The sequence below is a fragment of the Granulicella sp. S156 genome (assembly GCF_009766105.1).
Taxonomy (GTDB): Bacteria; Acidobacteriota; Terriglobia; order Terriglobales; family Acidobacteriaceae; genus Granulicella.
The window spans coordinates 254758-274164 of the sequence record NZ_LMUH01000013.1; the positions used below are offsets into that span (position 1 = coordinate 254758).

The following is a 19407-nucleotide window of genomic DNA, read 5'->3' on the forward strand; positions in this document are numbered from 1 at the left end:
TTATTGTGCCGCTAGTTGTCGTCTCTTCCTGCCCTGCAGGAGGAGTGCAACGATGGTGCACAGCAGGATCGCCGTGATGATAGCCTGCGACCACAGGCAGTAGACGCACCATTTCTCAATCACAAAGGCCTCCATATAGCTCAGGAAGGAGGCAAAGGCGAAGCCGATTTCGGCAGCCTGCAGCGTGAGCCACAGGCGGTTCACGAGTGCCAATACCGCAATCAACGCGTAGCCAATGATGCCGAAGAGCGCCACGGGAATATGGACCTTCTTGGACGCAGGATCTTCATCGAAGCTGCTCGGTGGAAAGACTGCGAACCGTGAATGATTGACCGCGCCGCAGTCGAATCTCTCCGTGACCGCGCACGGTGGCGCTGTGCTGGGGTCCTGATAGTGGATGCGAAGCGCGAGGGCTGAGTCGAAGATTCCGGCGAGGGCGAGCAGAACGATGAGGAAGCGCATAGCTGTCTTATTTTACGGGTATTGTCGCTTCCGGAGACACGGACCGGCAGCATGATGAATCTAAGACAAACTCTCAAGAAGTGCGATCATTAAAGATGCCGCATTTGAGGCGGGTTGGAGAGGAACAACGCAACATGGACACGCTGCATATCTGGAACGGCGGCGGCACAGCCGATGCCGCAAAGCAATGGACCGAGGCGCATCTTGCAGCCTCGCGGGTGAAGGTGGACGAACTGCTGGCGGTTGAGGGAGCGCGTACGGTCGCGAATACGTTGGCACTCTTTGATAAAGCGCAGTGGCATCTACGTATGGCCGGGAGCCAGACGGGTGTAATGTTCATGGTGCATCCTGCCGCTGAGGTTCGCGATGCTGCGCAGGAGCTGTCGCAGACGGTCAGTGCAGCGGGAGTCGCTCTGAGCTTGAATCAGGCCGTCTACCGGGCACTTGAAGCAGTTGATGTCAGTGCTGAAGATGCGGCGACGCGCTACTATCTGGAGCGTACGCTACTTAGCTATAGGCTTTCCGGCGTCGATCGCGATGAGGAGACTCGGGAGAAAGTGCGTTCGCTTTCGGAGCGCATGACTGAGTTGAGCATGAGCTTCAGCCGAACGGTGCAGGATGATGTGCGGAAGATCGCCGTCGACGATCCGAATGAGTTGCTCGGGCTGCCTGCCGACTATCTGGCACGGCATGGGGTGCGCGAAGAGGGAGGTGCGTTGAAGGCTGACGCTCCGGTGGTGCTCACAACGGACCCGCCGGAGATGTCGCCAGTGATGCATTATGCCGTAAACCCCTCATTACGGCGCAAGATGTACCTTGCTTATAGCGATCGCGGATATCCCGTTAACAAGCAGATTCTATTGGACTTACTTGCTTCCAGAGAGGAGATGGCGGAACTGCTTGGCTTTCGTAGTTGGGCGGACCTCGCGACAGTCGACCAGATGATGGGTTCGGCCGCGAATATGCGGCAATTTCTAGAAGAGGTCGAAGAGGCTGCGCGGGAGACGGCGCAGCATGAGTTTACGGAACTGGAAGCCTTTGTCCGCGGGCGTAATCCCGAGGCCTTGCCGCTCACACTCAGCGATGCCCGTTTCTGGGAGGAGCAGTATCGGCGTGCGCACTACGACTTCGATTCGCAGAGTGTGCGGCCTTACTTTCCCTACGAGCAGGTTGAGGCTGGCATCCTTGCAACAGCTGGCAAGCTCTTCCGTGTACGATTTGAGCGCTCAAACGATGCTCCTGTGTGGGATGAGGCGGTAAAGGCTTTTGACGTGCTCGACGACGACAGCGCTTCGAAGCACAAGGGGGAGATTGTCGGTCGAATCTATCTCGACATGCATCCGCGCGAAGGCAAGAGCAAGTGGTTCAGCGAGTGCTCGCTGGTCGGCGGCGTGCTCGGCGCACAGGTGCCCGAGGCCTCGCTGGTGTGCAACTTCCCCCAACCCAAGGACGGCGATCCCGGTCTACTGCAGTACTCCGATGTTGTGACCTACTTCCATGAGTTCGGGCATCTGATGCATGAGGTTCTCGGCGGACGCCAGCGCTGGGCAGGGCAGAGCGGCATTGCGACCGAAGGGGATTTTGTCGAAGTGCCTTCACAGATGCTCGAAGAGTTCTTCGAGGATGCCGACCTGTTGCGGACATTCGCGAAACACTACGAGACCGGCGAGCCTATTCCGTATGAGACGGTTACTCGCATGACCAAGGCCAGTGCGCATGGCCGCGCCCTTAATACGTTGACACAGGTGATGTACGCGACGTATTCGATGGAGACGCACGATCGCCGCGCCGCGAAGCTCGACCTCGACGCGCTGCTGCGTGAGGGCTACGACCGTTTCAGCCGCTACGAGTTTGTCGATGGCAACCGCATGTACGCGGCGTTCACGCACCTCGTTGGCTACACGTCGAACTACTACACCTATCTCTACGACAAGGTGATGGCGCTGGAGTTCTTTGCGGAGTTTGCGAAGGATGGCAAGGGTGATGTGCTGGCTGGTGACACGGCTATGCGCTATCGGCGGCAGGTGCTGGAGCCGGGCGGATCGAAGCCTGCTCGCGATCTGGTGCAGGCTTTTCTGGGTCGTGAGGTCAGTATGGAGGCGTTGCGGGGGTGGATTCAGAAGGGGGCTTAGGTACTACAAACCTGCCTCGAAGTTTGTCATTTCGACCGACCAGCGGGAGTGGAGAAACCCCTGTATTGTGCGATGCCTCCCAGGACATGGCTGTCTGAAGCAAGAACACATTTTAGGTTTGACGGCGGTACAGCTAGTCCCTTTGGTTTCTGCAGTAGTACAAGCGGTCGCGAAATACAGGGGTTTCTCCGCTCCCGCTGGTCGGTCGAAATGACAGACTTTGGTGGGGGCCTACGGAATCAGTTCTGTAGCACTAGCAGCGCTTAGCTGATGGATTGCAAGCCACGTCTGCTGATAGGCGTTGAGGGCGTCGTTGGTCGAGGATCTGGAATCGCGAAGCGCATCCAGGTAGTCGATCAGGGCGATGCCGCCGTGCTCGAAGGCGAACTGAGCGATGCTCAGGACGTCGTGCGACTCATCGAGGTAGTGCTCCCCGAAGCGATCGGAGAGACGCTTGGACTGCACGTATCCGATCCAGGCCTGGTCGATGTCGGAGACTACCTGATTCTTAGCCGCGACTTGAGTGAACTGCGAGGCATCTGCTTGAAAGCGCGCCGTCTGTTTGTTGCCCTGGTTGCGATCGAAGAGTCTCAGCGGAATGTTGACGGAGAAGCCGGCGGAGTTCTCGGTGCCGCTGCGGTCGTATTCCGCTTCGAGGGTCGGATCGGTAGTGCCGTTGGCTATGGCGAGGCGTGCATTTGCCTCCGCTGCCGCAACGCCAAATTTAGCGGCGGCATAGTCAGGACGATTGGCCAGGCCGGCCTGCACGAGAGCGTCCTGCGTCTGCGTGATAACGGGCGGAATGATGTCTCCGGTTACGTCGAAGTCCGTTCCCGGCGTCGCTATGCCGATCAGCGTCTGTAGCTGGTCGCTGGCCTGGCGCAGATTGACGATGTCGTTCGACTCATCGCTTTCAAAGCTGCCCAGTTGCAGGTCGAGACGCTCATAGTCGAGCTTGCCCAGATCGCCTGCCTTGTAGCGGTCCGAGGCGATGTCGACCTCATGGCGGAAGTCCTTGAGGCTTGCGCTCGACAACTCCAGGGCTTCCTTGGCGATCAGCATGTGCGTGAAGGCCTGCTTGACGGTCAGGATCGTCTGACGAATCGTGTCGTCCAGCTGTGCCTGCGTCTGGGCGGTGGTGGCACGGGCATCGTCGAGACGCCAGCGCCGTTTCTCGCCGCGCTCGAAGAGACGCGAGACCTGCACGCTGTAGTTGTACGGGCTGGAAGCGGTTGCATCTTCGGTGATGTCGTTTCCGTTGATCTGCAGGCTGGGGTTGGCGCGCACGCCGGCCTGTATCTCCTGCGCGCGAACGGCGCGGAGGTTTTGTTCGGCGGCCAGCAGCGTCGGGTTCTTGGCGTGGGCGAGATCCAACACCTGCGCCAGCGTATAGGCTCCCGGGCGTGAGGCGGGAGGCTTACGTGGATCCGGACCAGGGCCTACTCCCGCAGCGTAAGCCGCAGCGGGGTTCTGGGCGGTCTGCGCGAATAGTGCAGGCGTTTGAGGCGTCTGGAGGACAAGAGCGCCGGCGAGGATCAGGAGAACGGATTGAGTTTTTAACATCGCGAATGGCCTCAATTCTCGAACTCGTGGTCCGGTGTCGGCAGAACGTCTGTACTACGTGCCAGCCAGACATACAGGCAGGGAAGGATGAAGATGCCGAATGCAAGAGCTCCCATGAGGCCACCTACGATAACAATCGCGAAGGGCCGCTGTGAGTCGGATCCGATACCGTGAGAGAGCGCTGCCGGCAGCAGGCCCAGCATTGCGACCAGCATGGTCATGATGATGGGGCGAAGCCTCAGCACAGCGCCTTCAACGGCTGCCTCCTCTACCGAGTGCCCGTTGACGCGCATCTGGTTGATGTACTCCAGCATGATGATGCCGGTCTGCACCGAGACGCCGAACAGGGCCAGGAAGCCGACACCCGACGACACGCTGAAGTGCGTATGGGTCAGGTATAGAGCGACCATGCCGCCTACGGGAGCAATCATTACGTTACAGATGACCAGCATGGCCCACTTGAACGAGCTGAACATGCCATACAGGATCATGAAGATGACCAGGACGGTGATAGGCAGAACGAGCATCAGGCGGCGCGAGCTGCGCTTCTGGCTCTCGTATTCGCCAGCCCAATCCAGCTTATAGCCAGTGGGTAGCGGAACCTGCTTGTTCACCTTGTCAATGGCCTCCATCACGGTACTGCCGAGGTCGCGGTTGCGCACGCTGTACTTGATGGCTACGTAACGGCTGCTGCCCTCACGATAGATCTCCTCTGCACCATCAGCCACTGTAGGCTTCGTGAGTTGTGAAAGAGAGACACGCTCTCCGGAGGGTGCAAGCAGGCGGATGTCGTTGATGGCCTCAGGCGTCGACCGAAACTTCGGGCTGTAGCGCACCATCACGTCGTAGCGTGCTTCGCCATCCAGCACCTGAGTCACAGGGCTGCCCCCGATAGTGCCTCCAACGGCACCTTCGATTGCATTTTGAATGTCGGCTACGTTGATGCCGTAACGGGCCGCTGCCTGCCTGTCTACGATATAGTTCAGGTTCGGTTGACCGATGATACGGAAGAGACCGAGGTCAGCTACGCCTCGCACCGTGCTCATCACCTGGACGATCTGGTCACCCTTCTGTTCCAGCGTCTTGAGGTCCGTGCCGTAGAGCTTTACGGCGAGTTCGCCCTTGACGCCGCTGACCGCCTCTTCCACGTTGTCCGAGATGGGCTGCGAGAAGTTCCAGATCACGCCGGGCATCTTCTCCAGCTCGCGATCCATAGCTGCGATCAACTCTTCCTTGTTCTTATGGAAGGCTGGGCGCCACTGATCCTTCGGTTTCAGGTCAACGAAGTATTCGGTGTTGAAGAAGCCGGTGGTATCGGTGCCGTCATCCGGCCGGCCGATCTGGCTGACGACCTGGGTGACCTCGGGGAATGCGGCTAACAGAACCCTGGTTTTGTTGGCGATGGTGAGGCTCTCGGTGGGGCCTGTGCTGGGAGCCAAAGACCCACGCACCCAGATGGCGCCCTCGTCGAGGTGCGGCAGAAACTCTGAACCGATAGCACCGCTGAAGGCGAGAAAACCGCCCAGGGCCAGCAGTAAGACTCCTGCGATGATTGGAACCGTCTTATGCTCGATGGCCCAGGTAGCGTCATGGCGATACCGCTGGGTGAGCCAGTGCATGACCGGGTTTTCCCACTCGGTCGTGCCTTTGGGGAAGAGGAAGCTCGCGAGTACCGGCGCGAGAATCATGGAGAAGATCAGCGCGCCCAGCAGGGCGAAGGCCACTGTCCAGGCCATCGGCTTGAAGAGGCGGCCTTCTACCGATTGCAGCGTGAAGATGGGCAGATACGTCGTGATGATGATCGCGATCGCATAGAAGACGGGTCGCTGTACTTCGTGGGCTGCTTCGCGAATGATCTGTAACGGCGTCTTGTCCGGCTGGCGCTTGTGGCTCAGGTGGCGGACGATGTTTTCGATCATGACGACGGCGCCGTCCACGACCATACCGAAGTCGAGCGCACCCAGGCTGAGCAGATTCGCTGGAATATGGTTGAGATCGAGACAGATCGATGCAAACAGCAGCGCAAACGGAATGGTGATGGCGACGATCAACGCGCCGCGCAGATTGCCGAGGAAGAAGAACAGGATTATGACGACCAGGATGATGCCCTTGGTCAGGTTGTCCAGAACGGTGCTGGTCGTGAGTTTGAGCAGCGTGCTTCTATCGAGGAAGGGAACGATCGACACGCCCTTGGGCAGGATGTGTTCGTTGAGCTCCTTGACCTTCGCGTGGATGCCTACGAGCGTGGCGTCGGAGTTTTCGCCCTTTTGGAGAAGAACGACGCCTTCCACTTGATCGTCGTCGTCGATGAGTTTGCCGTCTACGCTGCGGAAGGTCTTGCCGATCTGGCCGAGGCGGATCTTGGGGCCTTGTGCGACGGTCGCCACATCGCTGACGCGCAGAGCGGTGCCGTTGGAGGCTTTGAGGACCGTCTGCTCGATGTCGTGCACGTTGGTAAAGAGACCAACCTCCTGCACGTTGATCTGCTGCTGGCCCTGCTCGATGAAGCTGCCACCGGTGTTGACGTTGTTGGCGGCGATCTGCTGCTGCACCTGTGCAATCGTGAGGCCGTAGGAGATCAGCTTCTCCGGATCGACGGTGACCTGATACTCACGCGTCGTCCCGCCGAAGCTCGCCACATCGACGACTCCGGGTACGCTGCGGAACTGCTTTTCGATCTGCCAGTCTTCCAGGCCTTTCAGGGCCATGGTGTCGTACTCAGGATTCGTGCTCTTCAGCGTGTACCAGTAGATCTGCCCGACCGGGCTCCAGTCGGTACCGATCTGCGGCTGAAGACCTGTGGGCAGCGTGACCTGGGAGAGCCTTTCCAGAACCTTTTCGCGATTCCAGTCGTTTTTGCTGTCGTCGTCGAAGATCATCATGATGCTGGAGATCCCAGCCAGCGTGGTCGACCGCAGATGCGTCATGTGCGGGATGCCCGCCATGCCGATCTCAAGCGGTACGGTGACCTGCTGCTCCACGTCCTCGGCGGAGCGGCCAGGCCATTGCGTGATGATGTTGACGTAGTTGTTCGCGACGTCGGGATAGGCCTCGACGGGAAGGTTATGGAATGAGATCGCTCCCCAGCCAAACAGCAGCACGGCAGCGATGAGGATGATGAAGCGATTGTTCAGCGCAAAATCAACCACCCGCTTGATCATTGCTGGTCTGCCGTGTTCTGCAGGTCAAGCGCATTCGCAACCACCTGCTGTCCGACATTCAAACCCGTCTGCACCTCGATGAAATTGCCCTCGAGAGTACGCCCAATTTTGACCTGAATCCGTTTGAAGGTGCCGTTATCTGCCGGCACGAAGACGTAGGAACGATCATGCAGCTGCAGGATCGCTCCAGCAGGGACTGCCGTCTTGGTGTCGGGCCGGGAGCCCAGGATCGTCGCTGTTGAGAACATGCCAAGCCGCAACTGATTGCCGGGGTTGGGCACCTGGATTCTGACCTTCGCCGTGCGAAGGCTAGGATCGAGCTGCGCTCCGATGTCGCTGATGGTCCCGGAGAATGTCTTGCCCGGGAATGCGTTCAGGCGAATATCGGCGTGCTGGCCGAGATGGACGTTCGCCAGGTCGTTCTCATAGACGTCACAGATGACCCAGACGTGAGAGAGATCGGCGATGGTCAGTGAGCCTGTCGCGCCGGCATAGGTGATACCCGCTGCTCCTGCCGCCGTGACATTCTGCGCGATGATCACGCCGGAGGCCGGGGCATAGATCTTCACGGTGTCGCTGGGATGGTTTTTGTCGACACCCAGGACCCTGAGCTGTTGCTCGGAGGCGGTGAGGTCTGCCTTTGCATCATCGTCGCCAGTCTGTGCGGCCTGAAGCTGAGCCTGCGGAATGGCGCCTTTGTCGAATAGCAGCTTGTCTCGGTCCAGGGTGACAGACGTAAGGTGCTCGTCGTTTACGGCCTTCAGGTAGGCGTCGAAGCCCGTACTCACATCGGGGCTTTGCACCTCCATCACCAGTTGGCCCTTATGAACATAGTCGCCGAGACCTACATGCAGAGCGACAACACGTCCATTGGCCAGCGAAAGGACGGGAAGCTCGCGGGAGACGTCCGGGCTGACAGAACCTGTTACTTCAAGGGTGCTGACAACCGACCGCGCCACCGCCGGCTGCAGCGGAAATCTGCCTGGATTATCTACTCGGACAATCCCATTAGAGCTCACATCTACTACCTGTGGCTGCGAGGCTGGAGCCTCCTGCGCGGGATTGGCGGCCTCATGTTTGCAGCCGGCAAAACCTAGAAGCAAGAACATAGACACACAGGCTATTGGGCTGCGAACCGCCTCGGCCAACTGCATTATTGAAAGCCTTTCTTTCCACGTTCTAAAATCATCCGGCATGCTGCGGCGAAAACCGGCTCGCGATACCACCAGACCGCGAGCCGCGTATTCATATCCACAGAATTCCCTGCGAGGTACAACACAACTAGTGCGCGGACGGATAACGCGCTGAGGGGTATAGGCCATAAACAAGTTGTTAGTTGCGTCTCACTCCAAAATAGAGGACAAGTCGTAAAGAAATCGTAAAGATAGCGTCAAATGATGCCATCTTTACCTATCCAAGGATAGTATTCCACATCCGTTCGACGATTCTCGAGGGCTGGAGGCCGCAGGGCGTGTCATTCAATCCTGCCATCGTTCCTCTGCGAGCGTTGCAAAGGCCTTGACGCAACGGGCGCAGAGGTTCGCAAAGGAACGCGACGGCATTTGTATTTGGGAAGATGCTGCCTTAGGCACTACGGCCGTTGCGTATCGTCGCGAACGATTGCCCCGTTGCGTCAAGGCTTTTGCAGGGTTCTTTGGCAAACTATGCCTTCCAGAAGGTGATGACCAAACCACCCGCCACAATCAAGCCGCCGCCGACCAAAATAGGCGGGGTGGGGGACTGATGGAAGCGGACCTTCGCGACGACCTGGGCGACAACGAAGAACAGGGCGACATAGACGCCCAGAAGCTTTCCGAAGTCCCACTGCGGAAGATTGACGAACACACCATAGAGGCCGAGCACGGATACGCCTAAAAGAAACCATAGGGAACGCGTCGTTCCCGTGGACCGATATAGGCCGGACTGGAAGAAGGAATCTCCAAAGACCTCCAGTGATGCCGCGATTACGAGCACCAGGAAGGCTCCGACAGGAGATGATACGAGTTGATTGAGAGTGCTTTTCATCGCAGGCCTCTTCCGATTAAGTTTGGGATGGGTTTGAGTCTGTCTTTGAATTTATCTGAAGCTAAACAGGAAACAGGAAACAGGAAACAGGAAACAGGAAACAGGAAACAGGAAACAGGAAACAGGGAATAGGAGCAGGAGACAGGCTCCAGCGTTGAGAATCATGCCCTGCGGGCTGGGCAATGCGGATAAACTGATCCCCTCAACACCTTTTGGCTGAACGGATAGAGGAGGTTGCCTTGAGTTTCGTTGGTTGCTTACTGATGGTCTCGGGCTGGCTGATTGCCATTGCCGCCCTCCTGCTGCTTGTGGGTTCGGGGCAGCGCCTTGCTTTTGTGATGGCAGGCCTGCTGGTGGAATCCATAGGTCTCGTGCTGGTTGCGCAGAGCTATCGGGCGCTGCAAAAGGCCCAGGGATGAGCCTATTGAATGTGGCCGTCTGTCTCGTCTGTATCTTTCTCGTTCCTCTGTCGGCTGCCGGCCTCGCGCTGATCTATCAGGGCCTGGGGCGATCGCGCAGCGCGGCTCACGCGATGCTCGCAACGCTCTGCGCGCTGGGGGTTGCGGCGATCGTCTTCGTGGCGATTGGGTTCAGTTGGGCGGGGTATCCCGGCGGAGCAGCACACGCGTTCCACACCGGCGGCGTACGCTGGGACTGGCTTGGAGCGGATCCGTTCCTCGCTCATGGGGTTCGATCCGGCCTGCTCAAGGGCCCCTATGCTGCGCTGGTCCTCTGCTTGCAAATATTTGCCGTCGGTGTGGCCGTGCTGATCCCGGTCAGCTCCGGCAACGATCGTTGGCGGCTTCTGCCCATCTGCTGTTCGAGCGCGTTGCTGGCGGGATTGCTCTATCCGCTCTTCTCTCACTGGGTGTGGGGCGGGGGATGGCTTGCACAGATGGGAAGCAGCTTCGGGATTCCGGCGTTCTCCGATGCAGGTGGTGCGGGCGTGGTGCAGGTGGTTGGCGGCTTTGCGGCGCTGTCTGTGGCCTGGGTGCTTGGCCCGCGACAGGGCAAGTACTCGGAAGGTGTGGCCACGGCTATTCCCGGCCACAACATTGTGCTGGTGCTGTTTGGGTGTCTGCTGGGCCTGGTGGGTTGGATCGGGTTGGACTCGGCTACCTCCATGCTCTTCTATGGGGCTACCGTGGACCTGTTGCCGATGGTCGCGATCAACGCGATGCTGTCCGCCGCGGCCGGCTGTCTCGCCGCGGTCTTCACCACGCATCTGCGCTATCGCAAGCCGGACGCCTCGCTCAGCGCGAACGGTTGGATTGCTGGTCTTGTGGCAGGAAGTGCGGGATGCGGCAGGGTATCTCCCGGGGTGGCCATCCTCATCGGCCTGGTGGCAGGAGGCCTGGTCACCTTCCTGGTCGAGACGCTGGAGCTGAAGCTGTTGGTGGATGATCCTGGCGGAGCAATCTCGGTCCATGCGGGAGCCGGACTCTGGGGGCTTATCGCCCTCGGCCTCTTCGGGCCGGTGCAGGGTGCTTCGCGGATGGGGCTTATCCTGGCGCAGCTGGTTGGGGTAGCGACGCTGCTCGGAGTGATGTTTCCGCTCATCCACGCAGGGAACCTGCTGTTGAATCGGATCCTTCCTTATCGTGTGGATTCCGATGGTGACTGGCAGGGTATGGATATTCGCGAACTAGGTGCAGGAGCGTATCCGGAGTTTGTGATGCATGCTGATGAGTTCGCGCCGCGATAGCCGAGGCTATACGGACACCTTTCTTTTAACGCAGAGGGCGCGGAGGTCTCGCGGAGGTCGCCACGGAACCCTCTGCGGCCTCCGCGAGACCTCCGCTCCCTCTGCGTTAAAGGTTTTGTGGTTGCTTGTTCTTCGTTGGTGTTGCATAGACGCTCATGCGAACGGTCGTCCTAACACTTAGTTCCGGTGCGCGACGAGCAGCAGGAGCGCGAAGATCAGCAGCGGAATAAGCGCGAGCAGAAGGTACATAAGGAAACGGCGCTTTTCCGGCGATTGTCTCTTCTGCCAGTTTGCTGCATCCGGTCGTACCGCAATGCCGACCTCGTCCTGATGCTCCAGATCGCGCGCCATCTCTCGTGCGCTGGCGTAGCGGTTCTTTGGCTCTCTCTCCAGTGCGCGGTAGAGAATCTCCTGCATCTGCGGTGTGATCGAGGGCTCAAGCTGTGAGGGCGGCTGCGGCTGATTGAGCAGGCGGTCGTTCATCACGGCAAAGGGGTTTGGCCCTGAGAACGGCACGACGCCTGTCAACATCTCGTACAGCATTACACCGAGTGCGTAGATGTCGCTGCGCGCATCGCCACGCTTGCCGCGGACCTGCTCGGGAGAGATGTAATCGGGTGTGCCCATGCTCTGCGAAAAATGACCGAAGGTGAGTCGCCGTGCACCGGCGTTGGCGGCAATGCCGAAGTCGATGAGGTGAATCGCGTCGTCCGGCTCGACCATGATGTTCTCGGGCTTCAGGTCGCGATGCACGACGCCATTCGAGTGAATGTGTTCCAGTGCGGCACAGATGCCGAGGGTGAGCTTGGTCGCGCGTTCTACCGGCAGCTTCTTTTCCTCGTTCATGATCTGCCGCAGCAGACGGCCGTCGAGCCACTCCATCACCATATAGACCTGTGAGCGGTCTGGGTTGGCGAAGACCTTCATTACGCCGGGGTGATCGATGCGTATGCCGATCTCTTCTTCACGCCGAAAGCGATCGAACATCGCCGGGTCGCTTTCAATCTCGGGATGCGGCACCTTGATCGCAACCAGTTGGCCGGTTCTCTGATCGTGGGCACGAAAGACCGTGGCCATGCCACTGGTGGCAACAATGCCTTCGAGCTTGTAGTGATCAAGCTCGTCGCCGGGATGAAGGGTGAGATTAGGCGCGATCATGGGTTCAAAGGAAATCGCAATCAGTTCTCCGACGGGCTCTCGATGTGGTCGATGACTAGGGTCACGGTCGGAACCTTAATCGGGACCGTGCGTAAACCCAGCGGTTCCAGCTCCCAGCTATCGGACGGATTTGTAGCCTCTCCTTGGCCTGAAAAATCGGACCGACGCGCGAGCAGGAAATCATAACTCCCCGTAAGTTGCGTGTGGTCTTCGATGATTGCATGTGATACCTGGGATAGAAAGCCTGTCAGTGAGGCTATGGGTGCCGCGTGAAAGGTCCACTCCACGCCATTGACGGGATTATTCCGCCCTACCGCTACTCCGCCAGCCGAAAGTTGCATGGCTTTGGGCAAAGGTTCCCCTGGGGGCGCGGGTGTGAGTTTTGCGCCATGCTTCGCCGTCACTAACGCGAAGCCCTGTGTCTCTGCGGGAATGGTGTGAAAGACAAGTTTGCATCGATCAGCAAGCATGTTTTGCAGCATTACTTGTTGCATCTCCAGACCTCGTTTGAGGCTGCTGTTCCACTCAGCCTGATCCTCTGGAGCGATCTTAGCTACGATGTCGTATTCCTGCTTGTCTTGCGGTGGATTCTGGAGGCGATCACCCGACCAAAGTGGCATGGGAAAGTACGCCTGCATAATCAGCGACCAAAGTGTGAAGTGTGTGGCCCGGTAGCCGTCAGGCGCATGTCCGTAGCTGTACGACGAGTTCTTGCCGCTGGGCCGAATGGAGACGACTTCAAAGGCAAGTGGATGTTTCGGTGCGGTCGTGCCGGGGTTTTGTGTAACGGCTGGAGCCTGGGACTGAGCGAAGGTAGCACTGGTGAGCGACAGACACAGGATGCTGAAGGCAACAGAGTGCGTCCATCGTAGTGAAGCTCGTGAAGTAGTAGATTGCGTCATCCAAAGATTCTCCCTATGCATAACGAGACTTTAGAGCAGCCGATAGGGACGTCCACGATAAAGCCCCATTCGTTCCACGGTTCGCACACGGATGAGTTGCACACTGACGTTATCATGCCCTCCCGTATCGAGGGCAGCTGCGACCAGCGCTTTTGCCGCCTGGTCGAGGTCGGTGTGTTGCTGGAGAATCTTCACCAGGGTTGTATCAGGCACATAGCCGTGCAGGCCATCGCTGCAGAGTAGAAGCACATCTCCGGGCAGGACGTTGACGGTGATGGTATCGGCAGCGACGAAGAGATCGCTGCCCAGGGAGCGTGTGAGCACATGCCGTCCTTCGCCCGTGGCTGCTTCTTCTTTGGAGAGGATGCCGAGACGCAACTGCTCGTCGGCCATAGTGTGGTCGCGCGTAAGCTGCGTTCCGTTGCCGTTGCGAAAGAGATAGCAGCGTGAGTCGCCGACGTGCGATACGACGGCGGAGTCGAAGCGGAGTGCGCAGGCGACGAAGGTTGTGCCCATGCGTGCGCCGGAACCATGTTTGGCCTGGCCTGCGTCGTATACCGCTGCATTGGCCTCCTGCACCAGACGCGGCAGCAGTGAGACGTGCATGACTCCCTTGGGGATCTTGCGGAAGCCGTCGAGCGCTGTCTCGATGGCGAGTTGCGAGGCCACCTCGCCGTGCTCATGGCCACCCATGCCGTCCGCTAGTGCGAAGAACCATCCCTGCGACTGTACCTGTGCAGCGTTGGAAGGCAGCACGTGCCCTAGCGAGTCTTCGTTGTGGCTTCGTACCAGGCCGCGGTCGGTAAGTTCGGCAAACTCTAGATCAAGCATAGGATTTTGGATGCGCTGTAAGAGGCTCTGAAAGCTGTTCTCTCTTTCTCGCCGTCATGCTGAAGCGTAGCTTCAGCATGACGGCGAAGAACAAAAACGAAAGACAACAGCAATCGTAAGCCTCAAACAGCCTCTAAGTCGCGACCAAATTACGACCGATGCGGATGGGCCTGGAGTAAAACAGCCTTCCCTTCGCTTTTGCTTTTGGTCAGGAAGTGCAGGGCGCCATAGATGCCCCAGACTGCCGCGATACCCAGTGCAATGTAAGGCTCCTTCCACGTCCCCAATCCAATAAACGGAGCCGCGAGGTAGAAGCCCATGCAGCCGAGATTTGCAAGCAAGCCGAACATCGGAATAAAGGTATGGCGGATAAAGCTGTACTTCGCATGCTTGTGATAAGCGACCATGCAAAGAATGCAGCTAAGTGCATAGAGCAGGAAGGTGCCGAAGTTGGTCGTCAGCGTGATGGCAAGAAGGCTATTGGGCAGCGCCGCCATCTTGTCATGGGAGAAGTAGCCGAAGCTCGACCACAGCCCATGGGGAAGGGCAGCAATCGCCGCAGCGCTCGGTGCACCGCTGTCGCCAAAGGCCAGGGATACAGCCACACAGCCGATAGCCGCGGAGATAGCGGCGAGGGTCCAAACCGCGCGGTGGGGCGTCAGGTTGCTGTTATGCAGCAGGCCAAAGCGGTTGGAGACCTCTTTGTCCTTGCCCATTGCATAGGTGACTCGCGCGCCTGTGTTCATGCAGGAGAGCGTCGTCCCGATAAGTGCGAGGAAGACGGTGACCGCTTCCACCAGCATGAACGTGCGGCCATGGCCGGAGCCGAAGAGAGCGTCGCCGACGATGATCATCATGTCGCCGATGGGCGCGGCCGAACCCGCTGCGCTTTGCATGCTGTAGCCGCTGTTGAGAAAGTAGTTGGCTGCAAAGTATTCAATGAAGTAGAAGATCACTCCCTGTACCAGCAGCGACGTGATGACCGCGATGGGAACATCTCGCTTGGCGTTCTTCGCTTCTCCTCCCATTGCGGTTACGGACTCGAAGCCTACAAGGATGAGGATGGCGACTGTTGCCTGGATGAAGACCCAGCTCCAGTGATGCGGTCTGATGACCGATTTGGCATTGGGATGCGCAAGGAAGTTGCCGCTGGCATCGCGCTCGTCATAGCTGATGTGGAACGGAACGGGCTTGCCGTCGGCATCGAGCTTGGGCAGCGGCACGCCGTTTGTGTCGCGAACGATGGTATCGGTGGAGACGCCGGCGGCGACGGTGGTGGATGTCTTGAACTCGTACTGGTAGGCCTCGCCGGAGGTGGAATCGAACTGCCACGCAACCGATCCCGGCTTGTGGTTGATGCGATAGCCGAGGGCGAGAACTGCGAAGACCAGGAGTGCTGTGATCTGGACGACGTTGATGCCGAGATTGATGGAGGTAGAAAGATGCGCGCCGCGATAGGAGATATAGGCGGTCACGAAGGAGAAGACGATGGCTACGGCCATCATGAAGAGGACGCCGGGATTCGAGGCGCTCATGAAACTCGGCCACAGCGTGCCCACGATGTAGCCGCAGAAGATGCCCATGGTGCCGACCATCACGCCGGGATAGATCCAGTAGTAGAGGTGCGACGCCCAGCCGACCACGAACTTGGAGATGCGGGCGTAACGCCAGGCGTCTTCACGATTTAGAAGCGCTTGCTCAGCAAAGTAATAGGAGCTTCCTGTACCGGGGTAGAGCTTCGCCATCTCCGCGTAACAGACAGCGGTGGATAAACATAGAACCAGTGCTCCCAGCACTCCCATCCACATTGCGGGTCCGGAGACTCCTGTCGTGGATTGGATGAAGAAGGTCAGCCAGAGAAAGGCTCCCGGGGCGATGAGGGCCATCGCATTGCTGGTAAGGCCTGTGAGACCCAACGTGGGTTTCATTGCAGTGGTGGTCACTTCTTCTGCCATATCTCGTTTCCTCCGTGGACTGAATGTTCCAAAAATGAACCGCATTCTTGAATGCAGTGATACGGGGCCGCTGGAGCTTGTGGAGCTGTTTTGTGGAAGTAGGTCGTGAGCTGTTCGGAGCCTACAGAATGCCACGAATTGCATGGAGCTATCGCAAAAATCTTTATGAAGTCTTTATGCGAGAAGATGTGAAAAAGGGCTACAAGGTGATTGCCTTGTAGCCCCTGAAGTTGACTGAGCTAGAAGTGCCAGATCAGGTCGGCTGCGAGGGTGAGGGATTGGGTTTTACCCTCGCCTGTGGGGATTGGATTGCCTCCCAGGTGAACACTTTCAATATTGGCAATGGAGCCGCCGGCAGCGATGTCGGTGCAGGAGGCGCCGTACTTGGTGTAGCACTTGGTATAGCTGAGCTCGGGCCGGAAGGTGATGGTAGATCCCGCCCAGAAGTCGAAGCCGACCATGTGCTCTTCGTAGATGCCGGGGGTGCCGGTACGCTGGCCCTTGATGTCGTCGACAACCTCGTTGCGGATGTTCAACGAAGCCGTGTTGTTCCAGAAATTGTGCTCGACGTAGTTGGTGATAGCCCACTCAGGGGCGTAGCAGCGAGAGGACTGCTGCGCGACGGGAAGGCGAGGGTCCTGGCAGACAGCACCGAAGTTCAGCGTTACGCCGGCGCCGTTGGTCTCGGGCCAGGGTGTCGCTGCTGTCTTGGCGTACCCACCGTTATACCAATACATATTGGGCACGTCTTTCATGTACTGATACCAGGCCTCGGTGTCGGTGTGCCAGCTCTTGTTGAAGCGGTGATACCACGTCTCGTAGAAGGCGGTGAGGTTGTTGTAGGCATACTTGCCGTCGTTGATGGTGTTGTCGCAGGTGTTGAGAGCGTTGCCGCCGTTCGACCAGGTGTAGGTGGCGCAGAAGTTGCCGGTCACCTTGGCGTCGGTGGTCCAGGGCATGGTGTCGCAACCGGGTGAGATGCCTGCCTGAACAGTCCAGTGATCGTTGAGCTTGATGGTAGCGTTGGCTCCGAACTGGGTATAGCAGTCATAGGTGTAGAGGATGGAGTGGGAGTAGGTGTAGTTGTTGGGCGCGAGCTGGGCCTCGATATCCGGCAGCGAGATGTAGCGGCCGATGCGCAGGACCATTCCCTGCGCAACTTTAGGGAAATAGGCGTCGTAGTAGAACATGACCGGATCGAAGCCGTACTGCGCGTTCTTGACCAGCAGTTGCTGGCTCAACAGGCCGTGCGAGGTGGTGAAGCGATAGTCCGTGCCGTAGAGCGCGGTGACGCGATAGCCCCAGTCGAAATGGTCTTTCTGGGCGGTGTTTTCGATCTTTTCAAAGTAAAGAGCGGCCTGGTCGAGTTGGATGACGTTGGAGTAAACGTCATAGGCGGCCGGCGCATTGGCGGCGATGCCCTTGCCGGCGTTGGTCTTGTTGTTCGTAGAGCCGTTGCCGCCGACTTCGATCCAACCGTAGATCTTGTTGACGCTCTTGTTCTCGTCGATCGCCTGCATCAGCGGGTAGGTCTGTCCGTCGGGAGCACCGATAACGGGTGTGCCGCCGATGGGCCAATCGGTCGCGGGGTACGGCGGGGAGAAGATGGGAGGCGGCGTGCCGCGACGCGTTTGCTGAGGCACTGCTGTGGCAGGTCCGTTACCGGCCCAATCGGCAACGTATGCGCGGCCGAGCTTGTGCATGAAGCTTTGGTCCAGGGGAGCCGCCGGCGCTGGGGCCGTCGGAGCGGAGGTAGAGGTCTGAGTATCGACATCGGCGGTCACATCGCCGCCTGCTGGAACTTCGCGGATGATTGAGCCCGCCATCTCATGGTTCTCGATCGTGGCGACCTGATAGGTCCCGGCTGGAAGCGCCGAGACTACAAAACTGCCTGAGGCATCCGTAACAGCGTAGGAACAGGCTGAATCATTGAGGAGAGTACAGATGACGACCTTGGCGCCGGCAGCGGTGAGACCATTGCCGCCGGTAACCGTGCCGTGCAGGCTGCCGGTAGAGAGGTGGACGCTGCCGGGATCGACTCCGCTGGCAGCATGCCCGACGGCTGGCAGGCTCAAGGGCGGCAAAAGGGCGAGGGCGGCAAAGAGTCTGCGAAGCGTGTTTTTAGACATCAAGATGGAGTCCTCTTTCATCCGTGGCTGATCGGAGTTTTGAGATTGAATTGCTTTGAAGCAACGATGGGTACAACTTTCCAGGCACACTTTTGGGTATGCGCAAAGAGCCCGTGTGGCAGAAATCATTCAGGGGTACAAGGACTTAGGCGATTACTAGAAGCTGTAATAAAGATTTAACGGGTAAAGACGTAAAGAAGACATAAAGAGGATGTAATGAGGGGAATTTTCCAGGAGGGCTAGAGCCTTTTCACGAACAATGTGAGGCATGAACCGCCATAGAACTGTCATCTCGACCGGAGCAGGATGGTTTTATCGTCATGCGGAGCGGAGAGACCTGCAGGTTGTGTGCACTGGCTATAGTGCTCGTCCGGGCAAGCTGCAGGTCTCTCCGCTACGGCGGCAAAAGCCGCCGCCTCCGGTCGAGATGACACGGTATGGGTGGGCTTGAAAAGAGCCACATCACACTATTCGTGAAAATGCTCTAATCGCTGCCTACAGCGCAATCGCCGGAACTTAAACAAAATTGGCACAGATCTAAGAACCAGAGAGGTTCAGATCTGTGCCAATTTTCAACCAGCCATTACGCCGATTTTTAGACGGCCAAAACTGCGCAGCCCGAGGGCTGTTACCGCCCCTTTGGCTTGGCCTTGGTTGCGGGCTTCTTGACTGCTGGTTTAGCAGCAGGCTTTGCTACTGTTTTTGCAGCAACCTTTGCAGGTGCTTTTACCGGTGCCTTGACGGCGGCCTTTGCTGGTACTGGTTTTTCCGCAGGCTTCGCAGGGGGTTTTGCGGGGACCGCGGCTACCGGTTCAGGTGCCTCCACCTTCGCTGGAGCTGCGGGGTGAGCGGCGGTATCGCTCGCGGCCTCGGCGGACTGACGCAACGAGTGCAGTACGACGCGCAGCATCTCTTCCTCGGGAGCGGGCTTGCCTGTCCAGATTTCGAACTGGCGTGCTCCCTGCTGCACGAACATCTCCACGCCGGAGATCGCCGTGAGCCCCTTCTGTCGTGCCAATTTCAGCAGCGGGGTCTCGATGGGGTTGTAGACCAGATCGAAGACGATGCGCGCGGTAAGGTCCTCGGGCTGAAGCAAGGGCGTACCCTTTTGCCCGGCCATACCCACCGGCGTCGCATTGATGATGACGTCGAAGCCAGTTTTGGCGACGGCATCGCGCTTGATGGTCTTGGCACCAGACTGGCGGGCGAGCTTTTGGGCTGTCTCGGGAGTGCGATTCAGAATCCAGACTTCGGCGCCCTTGTCGCGGCAGCCGAAGACGGCAGCTCGCGCCGCGCCGCCCGCACCCAGGACAAGCACCTTCGCGCCCTTGAGGCTCAAACGCCTCTCCAGTGGCCCGACGATTCCGGCGACATCGGTGTTGAA

The 19407-nt window shown here is 58.5% G+C and carries 15 protein-coding genes; 4 read left to right on the forward strand and 11 right to left on the reverse strand.

The features are described from left to right. Positions 1-462: a vitamin K epoxide reductase family protein gene (locus tag GSQ91_RS11030; protein ID WP_158821604.1), complete on the reverse strand. Its 462-nt coding sequence runs from the start codon at positions 460-462 to the stop codon at positions 1-3. A 134-nt stretch (positions 463-596) separates the two neighbouring features. On the opposite strand from GSQ91_RS11030, the gene GSQ91_RS11035 reads away from it, so the two are divergent. Next, positions 597-2594 (forward strand): M3 family metallopeptidase, encoded by a 1998-nt coding sequence (locus GSQ91_RS11035; protein ID WP_158821605.1) that lies wholly within the window; start codon positions 597-599, stop codon positions 2592-2594. 231 nt (positions 2595-2825) lie between these two features. Here GSQ91_RS11035 and GSQ91_RS11040 read toward each other — a convergent pair whose 3' ends face one another. From GSQ91_RS11040 to GSQ91_RS11055, 4 genes are all read right to left on the reverse strand, one after another. Next, positions 2826-4157, reverse strand: coding sequence for a TolC family protein (locus GSQ91_RS11040; protein WP_158821606.1), 1332 nt, complete (start codon positions 4155-4157; stop codon positions 2826-2828). 11 nt (positions 4158-4168) lie between these two features. Then, positions 4169-7318: an efflux RND transporter permease subunit gene (locus GSQ91_RS11045; RefSeq protein WP_158821607.1), complete on the reverse strand. Its 3150-nt coding sequence runs from the start codon at positions 7316-7318 to the stop codon at positions 4169-4171. Next, complete coding sequence (locus GSQ91_RS11050; RefSeq protein ID WP_254064503.1) at positions 7315-8427, reverse strand: efflux RND transporter periplasmic adaptor subunit; 1113 nt, start codon at positions 8425-8427, stop codon at positions 7315-7317. Before GSQ91_RS11050 ends, GSQ91_RS11045 begins: the two co-directional genes overlap by 4 nt. Positions 8428-8980: 553 nt before the next feature. Further along, the gene (locus GSQ91_RS11055) at positions 8981-9343 is read right to left on the reverse strand and encodes a hypothetical protein (protein ID WP_158821609.1); all 363 of its coding nucleotides are present in this window, start codon (positions 9341-9343) and stop codon (positions 8981-8983) included. Positions 9344-9582: 239 nt separating this feature from the next. Between GSQ91_RS11055 and GSQ91_RS11060 the strand changes: the two genes are divergently transcribed. Next, on the forward strand, positions 9583-9762 hold the full coding sequence (locus GSQ91_RS11060; RefSeq protein WP_158821610.1) for a hypothetical protein: 180 nt from the start codon (positions 9583-9585) through the stop codon (positions 9760-9762). Further along, a complete protein-coding gene (locus GSQ91_RS11065) occupies positions 9759-11048 on the forward strand; it encodes an ammonium transporter (protein WP_158821611.1) in 1290 nt (429 codons plus the stop codon). The genes GSQ91_RS11060 and GSQ91_RS11065 overlap by 4 nt, the downstream gene beginning before the upstream one ends. A 177-nt stretch (positions 11049-11225) precedes the next feature. Here GSQ91_RS11065 and GSQ91_RS11070 read toward each other — a convergent pair whose 3' ends face one another. The 5 genes from GSQ91_RS11070 to GSQ91_RS11090 form a co-directional block, all read right to left on the reverse strand. Next, positions 11226-12206: a serine/threonine-protein kinase gene (locus GSQ91_RS11070; protein WP_158821612.1), complete on the reverse strand. Its 981-nt coding sequence runs from the start codon at positions 12204-12206 to the stop codon at positions 11226-11228. A gap of 20 nt (positions 12207-12226) precedes the next feature. Then, positions 12227-13108, reverse strand: coding sequence for a TIGR03435 family protein (locus GSQ91_RS11075; protein ID WP_158821613.1), 882 nt, complete (start codon positions 13106-13108; stop codon positions 12227-12229). 30 nt (positions 13109-13138) lie between these two features. Beyond that, positions 13139-13939, reverse strand: coding sequence for a PP2C family serine/threonine-protein phosphatase (locus GSQ91_RS11080; RefSeq protein ID WP_158821614.1), 801 nt, complete (start codon positions 13937-13939; stop codon positions 13139-13141). A gap of 149 nt (positions 13940-14088) precedes the next feature. Further along, complete coding sequence (locus tag GSQ91_RS11085) at positions 14089-15894, reverse strand: APC family permease (RefSeq protein WP_158821615.1); 1806 nt, start codon at positions 15892-15894, stop codon at positions 14089-14091. A 239-nt stretch (positions 15895-16133) separates the two neighbouring features. Beyond that, entirely contained in the window at positions 16134-18023 is a 1890-nt protein-coding gene (locus GSQ91_RS11090; RefSeq protein ID WP_158821616.1) for a TonB-dependent receptor, read from the reverse strand. 268 nt (positions 18024-18291) lie between these two features. On the opposite strand from GSQ91_RS11090, the gene GSQ91_RS11095 reads away from it, so the two are divergent. After that, on the forward strand, positions 18292-18474 hold the full coding sequence (locus tag GSQ91_RS11095; protein ID WP_158821617.1) for a hypothetical protein: 183 nt from the start codon (positions 18292-18294) through the stop codon (positions 18472-18474). 177 nt (positions 18475-18651) lie between these two features. On the opposite strand, the gene GSQ91_RS11100 is transcribed toward GSQ91_RS11095, so the two are convergent. After that, positions 18652-19407, reverse strand: a 756-nt coding sequence (locus tag GSQ91_RS11100) for a shikimate dehydrogenase (protein WP_158821618.1), incomplete at its 5' end; no start/stop codon positions are given.

Coding starts and splice junctions, on each gene's coding strand:
- GSQ91_RS11040 (WP_158821606.1), bottom strand. CDS start 4,157: ATGTTAAAAACTCAATCCGTTCTCCTGATCCTCGCCGGCGCTCTTGTC.
- GSQ91_RS11090 (WP_158821616.1), bottom strand. CDS start 18,023: ATGTCTAAAAACACGCTTCGCAGACTCTTTGCCGCCCTCGCCCTTTTG.
- GSQ91_RS11030 (WP_158821604.1), bottom strand. CDS start 462: ATGCGCTTCCTCATCGTTCTGCTCGCCCTCGCCGGAATCTTCGACTCA.
- GSQ91_RS11095 (WP_158821617.1), top strand. CDS start 18,292: ATGAACCGCCATAGAACTGTCATCTCGACCGGAGCAGGATGGTTTTAT.
- GSQ91_RS11065 (WP_158821611.1), top strand. CDS start 9,759: ATGAGCCTATTGAATGTGGCCGTCTGTCTCGTCTGTATCTTTCTCGTT.
- GSQ91_RS11070 (WP_158821612.1), bottom strand. CDS start 12,206: ATGATCGCGCCTAATCTCACCCTTCATCCCGGCGACGAGCTTGATCAC.
- GSQ91_RS11045 (WP_158821607.1), bottom strand. CDS start 7,318: ATGATCAAGCGGGTGGTTGATTTTGCGCTGAACAATCGCTTCATCATC.
- GSQ91_RS11055 (WP_158821609.1), bottom strand. CDS start 9,343: ATGAAAAGCACTCTCAATCAACTCGTATCATCTCCTGTCGGAGCCTTC.
- GSQ91_RS11035 (WP_158821605.1), top strand. CDS start 597: ATGGACACGCTGCATATCTGGAACGGCGGCGGCACAGCCGATGCCGCA.
- GSQ91_RS11050 (WP_254064503.1), bottom strand. CDS start 8,427: ATGTTCTTGCTTCTAGGTTTTGCCGGCTGCAAACATGAGGCCGCCAAT.
- GSQ91_RS11085 (WP_158821615.1), bottom strand. CDS start 15,894: ATGGCAGAAGAAGTGACCACCACTGCAATGAAACCCACGTTGGGTCTC.
- GSQ91_RS11080 (WP_158821614.1), bottom strand. CDS start 13,939: ATGCTTGATCTAGAGTTTGCCGAACTTACCGACCGCGGCCTGGTACGA.
- GSQ91_RS11075 (WP_158821613.1), bottom strand. CDS start 13,108: ATGACGCAATCTACTACTTCACGAGCTTCACTACGATGGACGCACTCT.